The following is a 13,287-nucleotide window of genomic DNA, read 5'->3' as shown; positions in this document are numbered from 1 at the left end:
CATGTAAGTTTCATGTTTTTGTTCTTAATAATTTTTATTTGGTTAGCGCGAGTAATTGCTGAAAAAAAGAAATCAAATAAATTATTTGTTTCTCAGGGGGGACTTCCTTTTGGCTTACACGAAAAATCAATTCTATTTAAGACGCTTACACTCATTACTAGGCGTAATTCCAATTGGTGGCTTTTTACTTGTGCATCTACTTGTAAACCATCAAGCAACTAAAGGTGCGTCTGCTTTTGATAAAGCAGCAGGATTCATGGAATCTTTACCATTTTTAATTGTTTTGGAATTTTTATTTATTTACATTCCTATTTTCTATCATGGTGTATATGGCGTTTTCATTGCGTTTACAGCAAAAGAAAACGTTGGACATTATTCACTATTTAGAAACTGGATGTTTTTACTACAAAGAATTACAGGTGTAATTACTTTCGTATTCGTTGGTATTCACTTATGGCAAACACGTATTCAAGTTGCGTTAGGTCATCCGGTGAACTTTACATTAGTACATGACATAGTTTCAAATCCATTGTGGTTAATCTTTTACATAGTCTGTACACTTTCAGTGACATTCCACTTTGCGAACGGATTATGGTCATTCTTAGTTACATGGGGTGTCTTACAATCTAAGAAATCTCAACAAGCATTCACTTGGGTTTCATTAATTGTATTCTTAGTAGTTAGTTACATCGGTGTTAGTGCAATTTTAGCGTTCTTATAATATTTAAATTAAATTAGTCTTTAGATACATTTTAGGGGAGTGACATAGTATGGCAGAGAAGAAAGTTATTGTTGTCGGTGGAGGACTTGCCGGTCTGATGGCAACAATTAAAGCAGCAGAACAAGGTGCATATGTAGACTTGTTCTCAATCGTGCCTGTTAAACGTTCACACTCTGTTTGTGCCCAAGGTGGTATAAATGGAGCAGTAAATACAAAAGGTGAAGGAGATTCTCCAGCAGTTCACCTTGATGACACAGTATATGGTGGAGACTTCTTAGCAAACCAACCACCAGTAAAAGCAATGACAGATGCAGCGCCAAAAATCATCCACTTGTTAGACCGTATGGGCGTAATGTTTAATAGAACTAACGAAGGTTTATTAGACTTCAGACGTTTTGGTGGTACGTTACACCACAGAACAGCTTATGCAGGTGCAACAACAGGGCAACAATTACTTTATGCTTTAGACGAACAAGTTCGTAGTCATGAAGTAGATGGCCTTGTAAACAAATTTGAAGGATGGGAATTTTTAGGCATAGTCAAAGATGATGACAATATGGCAAGAGGTATCGTAGCGCAAAACCTTACGACTTCTGAAATTAAGTCATTCGGCGCTGACGCTGTAATTATGGCTACAGGTGGCCCTGGTATCATCTTTGGTAAAACGACAAACTCTATGATTAACACAGGATCAGCAGCATCAATTGCATATCAAGATGGTGCATTATATGCGAACGGTGAGTTTATCCAAATTCACCCTACAGCAATTCCTGGTGATGACAAATTAAGATTAATGAGTGAGTCAGCACGTGGTGAAGGTGGCCGTATTTGGACTTATAAAGACGGAAAACCTTGGTATTTCTTAGAAGAAAAATATCCTGACTATGGTAACTTAGTACCTCGTGACATTGCGACACGTGAAATCTTCGATGTTTGTGTTAACCAAAAATTAGGTATTAACGGTGAAAACATGGTTTACTTAGACCTTTCACACAAAGACCCACATGAATTAGACGTTAAACTTGGTGGTATCATCGAAATTTACGAAAAATTCACTGGTGACGATCCTAAGAAAGTGCCTATGAAGATTTTCCCTGCTGTCCATTATTCAATGGGTGGTTTATACGTAGACTATGATCAAATGACTAATATTAAAGGTCTATTTGCAGCTGGTGAATGTGATTTCTCTCAACATGGTGGTAACCGTTTAGGTGCGAACTCATTATTATCTGCAATTTATGGCGGTACTGTTGCCGGACCTAATGCGATTAAATATATTGAAAACATCGAAACTTCTTACGAAGATTTAGGTGATGAAATTTATGAACGTAAAGTACGTGAAGAGCAAGAAAAATTCGACAAGTTACTTCAAATGAAAGGCGACGAAAATGCCTACAAACTTCATAGAGAGCTTGGCGAAGTGATGACAGCTAACGTAACTGTTGTACGTGAAAATGATAAATTACTAGAAACTGACAAAAAAATTCAAGAATTGATGGAACGTTACAATAATATTGATATTGAGGATACACAAACTTGGAGTAACCAAGCAGTATTCTTTACTCGCCAACTATGGAACATGTTAGAGCTAGCAAGAGTTATTACTATTGGTGCATATAACCGTAACGAATCTCGAGGCGCACACTACAAACCTGAGTTCCCAGATAGAAATGACGAAGAGTGGTTAAAAACAACTTTAGCTGAGTTCCAAGGTAAAAGCCAAGCTCCTAAATTTACTTATGAAGATGTAGATATAAGTTTAGTAGCACCTCGTAAACGTGACTATACGGCTAAGTCTAAAGGAGGTAAATAATCATGGCAGAAACTAAAGAAGCAAATGACGTACAAGATGTTCAAAGTACAGAACAAAGCAATCAACAAAAAACGATTAAATTAATTATCAAACGACAAGATGATGATAAATCTAAACCTTACATGGAAGAATTCGAAATTCCATATCGCGAAAACTTAAACGTTATTGCATGTTTAATGGAAATCAGAAGAAATCCTGTAAATAGTAAAGGTGAAAAAACAACACCTGTAACTTGGGATATGAACTGTCTTGAAGAAGTATGTGGTGCTTGTTCAATGGTAATCAATGGTAAAGCGAGACAATCATGTTCAGCGATTGTTGACTACTTAGAACAACCTATTCGCTTAGAACCAATGAGTACTTTCCCAGTTATTCGTGACTTACAAGTAGATCGTTCTAGAATGTTCGATAACTTAAAACGTATGAAAGCATGGGTTCCAATCGATGGTACTTATGATTTAGGCCCTGGTCCACGTATGCCTGAGAAAAAACGTCAAACTGCCTATGAACTTTCAAAATGTATGACTTGTGGTGTTTGTTTAGAAGTTTGTCCTAACGTTACTCAAAATAATGATTTCGTTGGTGCTCAAGCAATTTCTCAAGTTAGATTATTTAACTTACATCCAACTGGTTCTATGACAAAAGATGAAAGATTAGAAGCTTTAATGGGTGGTGGAGGATTACAAGCATGTGGTAATTCTCAAAACTGTGTTAATGCTTGTCCAAAAGGTATTCCTTTGACGACTTCAATTGCAGCATTAAATAGAGAAACATCATTCCATATGTTTAAATCATTCTTTGGTTCAGACCATCAAGTTCATTAATAACTATTTAACCAACATTTGTAACTATTACAAATGTTGGTTTTTTTATGGTATTCGTGCAGTTTTTAGGTTTGATGAGTGAATATACCAAAGATTCTGTGCTACAATAAAACTTATTAACATTATGAGGATGAAGGCATATATGGATAAACCAATTGGAGTTATAGATTCTGGAGTAGGTGGTTTAACCGTTGCTAGCGAAATCATACGACAATTACCTAACGAAACAATTTATTATTTGGGTGATATTAAAAGATGTCCGTATGGTCCAAGATCTGGTGAAGAGGTTAAACAGTTCACAATACAACTTGTAGAGAAACTTATGCAATACGATATTAAAATGTTAGTCATCGCATGTAACACTGCTACAGCAGTTGCTTTAGACGCACTACAAGAAAGGTTAACAATACCAGTAATTGGTGTAATCGAACCGGGCGCAAGAACCGCTATCATGACGACACAAAATCAAAATGTTTTAATATTAGGTACAGAAGGTACTGTTAAATCAGAGGCATATCGTCACCATATAAAAAATATTAATCCTAACGTAGAAGTGACTGGTATAGCTTGCCCTGGATTTGTACCATTAGTAGAGCAAATGCGATATAAAGACCCAACTATTACAAGCATCGTCATTCACCAAACTTTAAAACAATGGCGTAATAGTAAAGCTGACACTGTAATTTTAGGGTGTACGCATTATCCATTATTATATAAATATATTTATGACTATTTTGATGGTACGAAGACTGTCATTTCATCAGGTTTAGAAACTGCCAGAGAAGTGAGTGCATTATTAACATTCAGTAATGAACACGCTGGCTACAAAAAAAATCCACAACATAAATTTTTTGCTACAGGAGATACTGAACACATCGAAAGAATAATTAAAGAGTGGTTAAATATGACTGTAGAAGTTGAAAAAGTTAATGTAGAGGAGCAGGTTGAAAATGAAAGATATAGTCATAGCATCTAATAATAAAGGTAAACTTAATGACTTTAAAGTTATTTTTCCAGACTTCAATATCATACCCATTAGTGATTTAGTTGAAGGTTTTGATGTTGAAGAAACAGGGACTACTTTTGAAGAAAATGCAAAGCTAAAATCTGAAGCTGGTGCCCAAGCAGTCAACAAAACAGTTATAGCAGACGATAGCGGTTTAGAAGTTAAGGCATTAAATGGTGAACCTGGTGTATACTCTGCTAGATATGCAGGCACTGAGAAAGATGATGAGGCTAATATTGAAAAAGTATTAGATAAATTAGGTGATGACACAAATCGTGAAGCACGTTTTGTTTGTGTCATTAGCATGACGACTGCTGAAGGTGAAACGATACAATTTAGAGGTGAACTAACTGGTGAAATTACTCTAGATAAAATAGGGGAAGAAGGTTTTGGCTACGACCCTATATTTTATGTGTCAGAAAAAAATAAAACTTTAGCACAAATGCCAGCAGAAGATAAAAATGAAATCAGCCATAGAAAGAAAGCCATCGCTCAATTACAAAGTTATTTAGAAGGTGTAAATTAATGGCAAAATGGATAATTGTAAGTGACAACCATACTGAAAAAGGTATTTTATTCGATGTAATTAATCAATATGATGATGTAGATGTAGCATTGCATTTAGGAGATTCAGAATTTACTTACGATGATACAGAACTAAGTTATTTTCACAGAGTAAAAGGTAATACAGACTTTTATCCAGAATTTCCCAATGACCTAACGATTAGCGAAAATGGCATAAATGCATATGTAACTCATGGTCATTTATTCCAAGTAAACTATTCTCGTGAAAGATTGGCCGCAACGGCTAAAAGTAAAGCGTGTCAATTTGCTTTTTACGGCCATACACATGTAGCTAAATATGAGTGTATAGATGGCGTTCACGTAATTAACCCGGGCAGTATTTCACAATCTAGAAGTAATATAGAAGAGACATATGCTGAACTAATTATTAACGACAATAATACTGCTGCGACACTTAATTTCAGAAATCGTGATCATCAAGTGATTGATACTATAAATTTCGATATTTAAATTGAAAAGGTGCATTATGTTATAAATGCACCTTTTATTAAATTATTTTTTATATAATAATATTCAAAAATCTCTAAAGGTGCAAAATAATCTATAATAGTGAAAAATCATCTTTATTTTTGCCTTTAAAAGTATTGCTTTATAATAAGCCTTTAGATATAATAATTATTGTGTTCAAAAATGTCATGTCCTGGTAGCTCAGCTGGATAGAGCAATGGCCTTCTAAGCCATCGGTCGGGGGTTCGAATCCCTCCCAGGACGCTAAAAAGATAAATCCCGTTAAATTGACGTAAGTAAAACGTTGATTTAACGGGATTTTTTAATCGTTAAGTTTAATAATTTAACTTTTACTACACCAAAAATACACCAAGATTATAAAATTTGTAACGCTTCTACTGCTTTTCTATTTTCTTCAATGAATCACAATCATTAGGGTAGGCGCTTAGGTGCTTGCTCTGTTTTATTATGTTAATTTTATATATAGAGGATAATTTATATAAAGCTTGTTAAAAAGGAGTTGCTTACTTTATGAAGTTAAGTTCGTTTATAATAAGTTTAGTGACGGGAATATTGATGTTTTTAGTTGTTTTTTATATGGGTAATAATTCATTTTCTGTCGCTTTATTCTGCGGTATATTAGGATTTATTGGTAATATTTTGATTGGTTGGAATGCTAAACGAAAGATGTAAGTTACTTATTTATGCCGAAGTAATTTATTATGCGTAAAAAAGAACCCTTAACTAAACTTGAAGATGAATGTCGGCATAATGTGGTCTATTAAGTCGAACATTAGACAAGTTTTATGATTGTTAAGGGGTACGAGGTCAGTGTGTATAAAGTAATAAGGTTAAGTAATCTAAAAATAAAAGGAGTTTTTATTTTGAAAAAAGCTTTATTTCTTTTATTAGATGAGTTTGCAGATTGGGAAGGTGCATATCTATCTTCAACTTTACATCAAAGTGATAGTTGGTCTGTAAGTACTGTTTCTATTAATAAAAAGGTGTCTTCTTTGGGCGGTTTTTCTGTTTTAGTAGACTATGTTATTGATGGTGAACCCAAGGATTATGACCTGTTAGTCATGATTGGAGGGGATTCGTGGGATATTGATTCTGAGAGGCTTTTTAATTTCGTTAATGAAGCATTTAAGAAAAATATAGTAATTGGTGCTATATGTGGTGCAGTTGATTATTTAGCTAGAAATGGTTTTTTGAATAAATATAAACATACTGGTAATTCGGCTTATATGTGGCAAAATTATAAAAAATATAAACCTGAGTTTAAATTTATAGAGAAGCAAAGTGTTAGAGATAATTCGCTTATAACAGCAAATGGTACAGCTCCACTTGAATTTACTGAATCAATTTTAAGAGAGATTGATTTTACTTCTGAAGAAAACATTAAAAAGAAAATGTTTATGAATAGATTTGGCTTCTATAAATATAGTGAAAAATATGGAAATCCGTATGTATAAGTTGAATGTTTCTGTTTTTTTAAAAACAGATTTCTTCTTGTCCTGAAACAAAACAAACTACCCTACACATGTCGCAGGGTGGTTTGTTTTTAAATTAATTAATAAATTGAGCCTTATAGATAATTAGTTAATTATCTTGATGTACCAATAGTATTTAGTAAAACGATACCAATTGTTATAAATATTATTGATATAATCCCGATTGAGTTCAGCGATTCTTTGAATATTACGACTGAAAGGATTGTACTTAGCACTAAACCTAAGCCAGCCCATGTTGCGTAACTTAAGCCTAAAGGTAGGTATTTCATTGCTAAACTAAAAAAATAAAAACAAATTATAAAAGAAAATATTGCGGATAAACTTGGATATAATTTGCTAAAACCTTCTGAAGCTTTCAATGATACACTACCAGTTATTTCGGTTATTATTGCTATAAATAAATATAATTATGCCATAAAAACTCCCTTCGGTTATGTATTTTAGAAATAAATATAAATGTATGACTTTTTTTGTCTTATTACCATGATAACAACTTATATTAATTAAATAAAGATTGTTCCTCCAAAAAATAAATATGTTATTTGTACATTATACAAATTTATAAAAATATTATATAAAAGATACATACTCATTCGAATAACTGCTTTTAATTATTCATCTTCTAAATTGTATAATATGTATAAATGATGTAGTATTACAATTGAATCGTTTATGATTCAAATACAAATTAGGAGTGGTTAGGTGAATAAAGTTTCAAAAATCGCTTTAGCAAGTAGTTTAGTATTTGGCACAACGATAGGAGCTAATGCTTTAGCTTCCCAAAATGTTCAAAATGAAGCCCATGCTGCGCAAACGCCTTATTACAATTATACAGGCTATACTTCTGCAAGTAGTAACTTTATATTGGATAAAAACTTCAAAAATGCAATTAAGTACGATAATTTAAAAATCAATGGATATAAAATTTCTAAGGGAGATTCAAATACTAGTAAAATGGTAGACAAGTATGATCAATCTTTTCGCGTAGTGGGTGAAAATAAAGCCGATTCTGTAACTTTTGATTTAGATGGTAAATCTGTTTCAAAAGAAGCTTTATTTAATGCTTACGGACAAGCTAAAGCTTCGCCAACTGACTCACCGGCAGGCCTAAATTATATTTACAATATCGGTGGTAAAAAAGTTCAATTTTATCTCAACGATGGATATGTTACAAAAGTTCAAATTAATAGTTAATGATTAAATAACAACATATATTAAGATATGGCTTATTTTTATGATACAATTAAAGGAGCCATTCAGTGGCAATGTTTTGATTACAGCCCCATCTATTTTTAGGTGGGGTTATTTTTGTTCAATAAAATTGTTCAGTTTACATTACATTGCATGTTTTATTCCTTTTTTGACAAGATACCAATTTATAGGATAACTGGTGATAAAACCAATAAGCATAGCTATTTGCATTAAGAACCAATATTCTAATTTATTTGGTTGTAGAAGTGCATTATTAATTGCAAAATGCATTATTATCATAAAGCCAAACATACCAATTTCAAATGCTATAAGTGATAAAGTGTCTGCTTTTATTGCATCCATTAAGTCTGCAAATGGATGATCATGTTTGATTTCCATATGAAAATACTGAAATAATAATCCGAAAATATACGCTAAAATAAACTCTGTTATTAGTGTAGTAGCTAACTCATTGTTAAAGAATGTTATCCCAAACAAGAAAATAATTGGAGCTCCAATTAAATTTCCTAAAGAACAACCTGCGCTACAGTGTGTTGTAGATATAGTTACGCTTTGCCAAAATGGTTTACTATGATGTGAATGACTATGATGTGAATGACTATGATGTGAATGACTATGATGTGAATGACTATGATGTGAATGACTATGATGTGAATGACTATCATTGTTTGTTTTTCCTAAACTGTAATAGCCAATGATACCTAAAATAGGGAAATAGAGTCCTGTTAGAGGCCAAACAATATTCATGATAAACATTTTTTGAGGGCTTTTGACTATATCAATTAATATAACGAAAAATTGTATAACAGATATAATGATAAATAATATTGATAATAGTGATAACATTAAAATTCTCCTTTCTTAAAATCTGAAGATTATTTTTTATTAAGAATAACATATTGCTTTTTAAATCAAGTAAGCTCATCTATTTAATGTTAGGAATTTTACGCCATAAATACGACGTTAAATTGCTTTTACATATTAATATAATTTGGATGGTCACTAACCCTAATATTAATTTTGTGGTGCATTTCATATGTTTTAAAAACTTAAGTCTGTTACATTAAGTTATACATTGAAAAAGGAGTGATTAAGATTGTTTATTGCACAAGTTACGTTTTCAACTAAAGATTTTGAAGTGCGTTCTATCTTAGATAATAAAGCAAGTCATGCTAAAGAGGACTTTGAGGGTTTTCAAGGTTTCAGAGGTGCTGAAGTGTGGAAAAGTGAGTCTAAAAACAAATTAGAATATGCTATTGTTTCAAAATGGGACGATAAAAAGGACTTTCAAGCTTGGGTCTCTAGACCAGATCATGTTGAAGAACATAAAAGTATGAATAAAGAAACTGAGGAACAAGAAAAAGCAAAATATCAAAAAATAGAAAAACAAATAAAAAAATATGAAATAGTAGAGTAATAGGGAACAATATTTCCGGTTATAAATACTTAATTATAAATAGTTTAATCGTGTATCGATACATGTATTTTTAATAGTGTTCCGCGACATATATATTTTAAATTACTAAATGGCGTTAGGAGTTTTATTTCTATTTAATTAATGTTATATTACGAGTGTGTTACAAATATTCAAGAGATTTGTACACTTAAGTTCTCTTGTATCATTGTTCTGCTCAAACAGTGATACACAATCAAATGGTAACATTTGATTTAAATGGACATTCATTCTGTTATGGCAACCGTATATGGTTGCCTTTTTTGCTTTTTATTCCAAAATTTTTACTCATATAAGAATTAATATAGACTTTTAAATATATAATATTAAAATTAATTTAGAAAGACAATAAACTTAACGGAGGACAATTGAATGACTTATATTAATTTTTGGAAACGCGCATTTGACTTTAAAGGAACGGCTAAAGTTATAGATTTTATAACATGTTTATTTGTTAATTTTTTTATTGCTTTATGTATTATGATAAGTGGCTTTTTAGTTCCGTTCACATGGGAAAACGCTGTTGTTAATTTATACTATATCGTATTATTGTTAATGTTAGTGCCGACAGTTTCTATGTTTGTACGTGTAATTAGAACTTTTGTTAGAAAAAGTCATAGTGAGTAATAAAGTTAATAATTGTGGGGGGATATAATGAAGGAAGGTACAATTCTGTTTGATTTTGATGATACTTTGGTAGATTTTGAAGCTGCTGAAACATATGCTTTTTATAAAATGGTAGATCATTATGATTTTGATGCATCACCACAAGACTTTAATTATTTTACCAAAGTGAATCAACAACATTGGCAAGATTTTCAAAAAGGCGAGCTAACTAAGGAAGAGGTTTTATCACAACGTTTTGAACGTTTTTTTGAAAATTATAATATTCATATAGATGGTCACGAAGCTGATCATATTTTCAGAAATGAATTAGCCAATGCACCATTAACTTATTTTGACAATATGTTAAATACATTAAAAGAGTTAAGTAATAAATTTAATTTATATATAGTAACTAATGGTGTATTAGAAACGCAAGAGCGAAGAATAAACAAAGCTGCGTTTAAAGATTTGTTTGATGATGTATTTGTTTCAGAAGAGACTGGCTATCAAAAACCTATGCCTGAATTTTTTGATTATGTATTTGATAAAATTGGTGAACATCGAAGAAGTAATACGATGATAGTTGGTGATTCATTAAGTTCAGATATACTAGGTGGTATAAATGCGAAAATAAAAACGTGTTGGTTTAATCCTAGACATCAAATTAACGACACTAATATTAAAGCAGACGTAACGATTAATCATTTTAATGAATTGTTAGTAGCAATATAAAAGGATTGTGTTAGATAAATCTAACACAATCCTTTTTAAGGTTCCCATATTAATACGTCATAATCTTCGCTGTTTTTTTGTTGTAAATCCTTCAACCCTTGTTTAACGAAAAAGTCTTTTGATTGGTTACGTGCAATGACTTTAATAGGTAAACCATGTGATTTAGCAAAGTCTAATAGCTCAGTACCATAACCACGATCTTGGAAATCTTTTAAGACTTCTAATTTCCAGATAATTAAATAGTCATCGAATTCTGGGAAATGTTCTTCTTCGACTTCTCCTTTTCTATATAGGGCCATCCTTGCTCCTAATCTTTCACCTACATAGATACCATAGAATGGAGATTCAGAACTTGCATCAATCATTTCGCCACGCAGTTCATCTACCATATATAAGTCTTTATTACCGAAGTTTCTAAAATCTTCGAATAATTCATCAGTTTTATAATTTATATCAAGACGCTTTACGCTTGTCATAGCATCTTCCCCCCTTTATTTTTATATATTCTATTATACCCTAAATATTATGATTTTTCACAATTTTAGATGTATATAAATACTGATTTTACCCATAGATAATTTTGAAATCTAAATTAAAAATCATTAGTTGAAATTAACTAAATATATTTTTATGGGAAAGAAATTTTTTATATGTAAGCCGTAAAATTGTCAAAGTACTGTATAAACTTTATACTAATTAGGAATATAGGACATAAGGAGAATTATAAATGGATTGTATGACGACAAAATTAAACGAAAAAGATCAATTCATAACGCGCCTTGCTAATAGTGATGAAACGTTAAATAAATTTTATCAATTTGATGCCATGGCCAATGATAATTATAAATACAAAGTGGAACAATCCACGAATGGTAGAGAACAACAACTTGCAAATGTAATTCATCAATATATGAGTGACTTGACTTTGTCTTCGCAACAACTTACAAATATTGAACAATTAAGAGAAGGGGCGAAAGTAGTTATAGGAGGTCAACAAGCTGGTTTATTTGGTGGACCGCTATATACTTTTCATAAAATATTCTCGATTATAACTTTAAGTCAGTCGCTAGCTAAAGATTATGGAACGACTGTTGTGCCTGTTTTTTGGATAGCCGGTGAAGATCATGACTTTGATGAAGTTAATCATACATTTGTATATAGTAATCATGAAGCACAGTTACATAAAGTTAAATATCATACTTTAGAACCCCCTGAAGATAGCATGTCTAATTACTATCCAAATAAGTTACAATTAAAAGATGCTTTAACTCAATTTTTCAAACATCAACCTGAAACAAAGCATACGAAAGCATTGTTAACATTAAGTCACAATATTATTGATCGTTATGATAGTTGGACAGCTATGTTTAAAGCGTTACTACATGAAGTCTTTAAAGAATATGGTGTATTATTTATAGATGCGCAAGACAAATATTTAAGAACTTTGGAACAGCCTTTCTTAAAAGAATTAATAAATAGATTTAATGAAGTAGATGAAGCTTTTAGATCGGCACAAGTTAAATTAGAATCTCACGGTTTTGAACAAATGATTCAAACTGATACAAATGTGCATTTATTTATCGAAGAAGACAATATGAGACAATTATTAACTTTTGAAGATGGCAAATTTAAAACGAGCAAATCCAATTCCTTCTATACTAAAGAAGAATTGTTAAATATTGTAGAACAATCGCCAGAAAGATTTTCTAATAATGTTGTCACACGTCCATTAATGGAAGAATGGTTATTTAATACGATAGCTTTTGTAGGTGGACCGAGTGAAATTAAATATTGGGCAGAACTAAATGAAGTTTTTGAAACTTTAAATATAGAAATGCCGATTGTTATTCCAAGATTAAGAATAAGCTATATTAATGAAAGAATTGAAAAATTATCATCGAAATACGCGCTTTCAATAGAAGAAATAATTGCGGATGGTACTGAAAGTGCTAAAGATAGATTTATACGTGCTCATGCTTCAGAAACTTTTATTAATAACATCGAGGAGCTTAAACAACAACAATCGCAGGTATATGCGTCGTTAAAAGAAGAAGTACAAGATAATAATGACAATAAATTGTTGTTGGAAAAAAATAATCAAATTCATATGCAGCAGTATGATTATTTAATAAAGCGGTATTTATTGAATATCGAACGTGAAAATGACATCAGTATGAAACACTTTAGGGAATTAAATAATTCACTGCATCCAATGGAAGGATTACAAGAAAGAATATGGAATCCATTACAAATTATGAATGAATTTGGGATAGATGTGTTCAGCCCCTCCACCTATCCACCACTTTCCTACACTTTTGAACATATAGTTATAAAACCTTGATATATCAGTATTTAGACCCGATTCATCAAATGA

General features: G+C 31.6%; 16 protein-coding genes and 1 tRNA gene. 14 read left to right on the top strand and 3 right to left on the bottom strand.

The features are described from left to right. Positions 1-109: 109 nt before the first annotated feature. From ISP08_RS08315 to ISP08_RS08275, 9 genes are all read left to right on the top strand, one after another. Positions 110-721, top strand: coding sequence for a succinate dehydrogenase cytochrome b558 subunit (locus tag ISP08_RS08315; protein ID WP_195718311.1), 612 nt, complete (start codon positions 110-112; stop codon positions 719-721). A gap of 49 nt (positions 722-770) precedes the next feature. Further along, on the top strand, positions 771-2,534 hold the full coding sequence (gene sdhA, locus ISP08_RS08310) for a succinate dehydrogenase flavoprotein subunit (protein ID WP_048794158.1): 1,764 nt from the start codon (positions 771-773) through the stop codon (positions 2,532-2,534). A 2-nt stretch (positions 2,535-2,536) separates the two neighbouring features. Further along, positions 2,537-3,358: a succinate dehydrogenase iron-sulfur subunit gene (gene sdhB / locus ISP08_RS08305; protein WP_195718310.1), complete on the top strand. Its 822-nt coding sequence runs from the start codon at positions 2,537-2,539 to the stop codon at positions 3,356-3,358. Between the two features lie 142 nt (positions 3,359-3,500). After that, entirely contained in the window at positions 3,501-4,334 is an 834-nt protein-coding gene (gene racE, locus ISP08_RS08300; protein WP_048794156.1) for a glutamate racemase, read from the top strand. Beyond that, positions 4,309-4,890, top strand: a complete 582-nt coding sequence (locus ISP08_RS08295) for an XTP/dITP diphosphatase (RefSeq protein ID WP_195718309.1) — start codon at positions 4,309-4,311, stop codon at positions 4,888-4,890. The genes racE and ISP08_RS08295 overlap by 26 nt, the downstream gene beginning before the upstream one ends. Further along, entirely contained in the window at positions 4,890-5,399 is a 510-nt protein-coding gene (locus tag ISP08_RS08290; protein WP_195718308.1) for a YfcE family phosphodiesterase, read from the top strand. Before ISP08_RS08295 ends, ISP08_RS08290 begins: the two co-directional genes overlap by 1 nt. Before the next feature lie 187 nt (positions 5,400-5,586). Continuing rightward, positions 5,587-5,660, top strand: a tRNA-Arg gene (locus ISP08_RS08285). Between the two features lie 267 nt (positions 5,661-5,927). After that, a complete protein-coding gene (locus ISP08_RS08280; protein ID WP_195718307.1) occupies positions 5,928-6,089 on the top strand; it encodes a hypothetical protein in 162 nt (53 codons plus the stop codon). Positions 6,090-6,280: 191 nt separating this feature from the next. Continuing rightward, on the top strand, positions 6,281-6,871 hold the full coding sequence (locus tag ISP08_RS08275; RefSeq protein WP_195718306.1) for a type 1 glutamine amidotransferase family protein: 591 nt from the start codon (positions 6,281-6,283) through the stop codon (positions 6,869-6,871). 131 nt (positions 6,872-7,002) lie between these two features. Here ISP08_RS08275 and ISP08_RS08270 read toward each other — a convergent pair whose 3' ends face one another. After that, the gene (locus ISP08_RS08270) at positions 7,003-7,305 is read right to left on the bottom strand and encodes a DMT family transporter (protein ID WP_244138716.1); all 303 of its coding nucleotides are present in this window, start codon (positions 7,303-7,305) and stop codon (positions 7,003-7,005) included. A gap of 307 nt (positions 7,306-7,612) precedes the next feature. On the opposite strand from ISP08_RS08270, the gene isaB reads away from it, so the two are divergent. Continuing rightward, complete coding sequence (gene isaB / locus ISP08_RS08265) at positions 7,613-8,104, top strand: immunodominant staphylococcal antigen IsaB family protein (protein ID WP_195718305.1); 492 nt, start codon at positions 7,613-7,615, stop codon at positions 8,102-8,104. 141 nt (positions 8,105-8,245) lie between these two features. On the opposite strand, the gene ISP08_RS08260 is transcribed toward isaB, so the two are convergent. After that, entirely contained in the window at positions 8,246-8,968 is a 723-nt protein-coding gene (locus ISP08_RS08260) for a DUF4396 domain-containing protein (protein WP_195718304.1), read from the bottom strand. A gap of 250 nt (positions 8,969-9,218) precedes the next feature. Between ISP08_RS08260 and ISP08_RS08255 the strand changes: the two genes are divergently transcribed. From ISP08_RS08255 to ISP08_RS08245, 3 genes are all read left to right on the top strand, one after another. Continuing rightward, complete coding sequence (locus ISP08_RS08255; RefSeq protein ID WP_048794150.1) at positions 9,219-9,539, top strand: antibiotic biosynthesis monooxygenase family protein; 321 nt, start codon at positions 9,219-9,221, stop codon at positions 9,537-9,539. Between the two features lie 408 nt (positions 9,540-9,947). Beyond that, a complete protein-coding gene (locus tag ISP08_RS08250) occupies positions 9,948-10,202 on the top strand; it encodes a DUF805 domain-containing protein (protein ID WP_195718303.1) in 255 nt (84 codons plus the stop codon). Positions 10,203-10,229: 27 nt separating this feature from the next. Continuing rightward, a complete protein-coding gene (locus ISP08_RS08245; protein ID WP_195718302.1) occupies positions 10,230-10,913 on the top strand; it encodes a YjjG family noncanonical pyrimidine nucleotidase in 684 nt (227 codons plus the stop codon). Between the two features lie 35 nt (positions 10,914-10,948). Here the strand turns inward: ISP08_RS08245 and ISP08_RS08240 are convergent, their stop codons facing one another. Next, on the bottom strand, positions 10,949-11,389 hold the full coding sequence (locus tag ISP08_RS08240; RefSeq protein ID WP_195718301.1) for an N-acetyltransferase: 441 nt from the start codon (positions 11,387-11,389) through the stop codon (positions 10,949-10,951). Between the two features lie 251 nt (positions 11,390-11,640). Here ISP08_RS08240 and bshC point away from each other — a divergent pair, with 251 nt between their 5' ends. After that, positions 11,641-13,254, top strand: coding sequence for a bacillithiol biosynthesis cysteine-adding enzyme BshC (gene bshC / locus ISP08_RS08235; RefSeq protein WP_195718300.1), 1,614 nt, complete (start codon positions 11,641-11,643; stop codon positions 13,252-13,254). Positions 13,255-13,287 lie beyond the last annotated feature (33 nt).

This window comes from Staphylococcus lloydii (genome assembly GCF_015775975.1).
Classification (GTDB): domain Bacteria; phylum Bacillota; class Bacilli; order Staphylococcales; family Staphylococcaceae; genus Staphylococcus; species Staphylococcus lloydii.
This window is presented reverse-complemented; position numbering and strand designations above follow the sequence as displayed.

Bases quoted from the DNA above. Each gene is read 5' to 3' on its own strand.
- ISP08_RS08245 (WP_195718302.1), top strand. From the start codon at position 10,230: ATGAAGGAAGGTACAATTCTGTTTGATTTTGATGATACTTTGGTAGAT.
- ISP08_RS08260 (WP_195718304.1), bottom strand. From the start codon at position 8,968: ATGTTATCACTATTATCAATATTATTTATCATTATATCTGTTATACAA.
- ISP08_RS08280 (WP_195718307.1), top strand. From the start codon at position 5,928: ATGAAGTTAAGTTCGTTTATAATAAGTTTAGTGACGGGAATATTGATG.
- bshC (WP_195718300.1), top strand. From the start codon at position 11,641: ATGGATTGTATGACGACAAAATTAAACGAAAAAGATCAATTCATAACG.
- ISP08_RS08240 (WP_195718301.1), bottom strand. From the start codon at position 11,389: ATGACAAGCGTAAAGCGTCTTGATATAAATTATAAAACTGATGAATTA.
- ISP08_RS08290 (WP_195718308.1), top strand. From the start codon at position 4,890: ATGGCAAAATGGATAATTGTAAGTGACAACCATACTGAAAAAGGTATT.
- ISP08_RS08250 (WP_195718303.1), top strand. From the start codon at position 9,948: ATGACTTATATTAATTTTTGGAAACGCGCATTTGACTTTAAAGGAACG.
- sdhB (WP_195718310.1), top strand. From the start codon at position 2,537: ATGGCAGAAACTAAAGAAGCAAATGACGTACAAGATGTTCAAAGTACA.
- ISP08_RS08295 (WP_195718309.1), top strand. From the start codon at position 4,309: ATGAAAGATATAGTCATAGCATCTAATAATAAAGGTAAACTTAATGAC.
- sdhA (WP_048794158.1), top strand. From the start codon at position 771: ATGGCAGAGAAGAAAGTTATTGTTGTCGGTGGAGGACTTGCCGGTCTG.
- racE (WP_048794156.1), top strand. From the start codon at position 3,501: ATGGATAAACCAATTGGAGTTATAGATTCTGGAGTAGGTGGTTTAACC.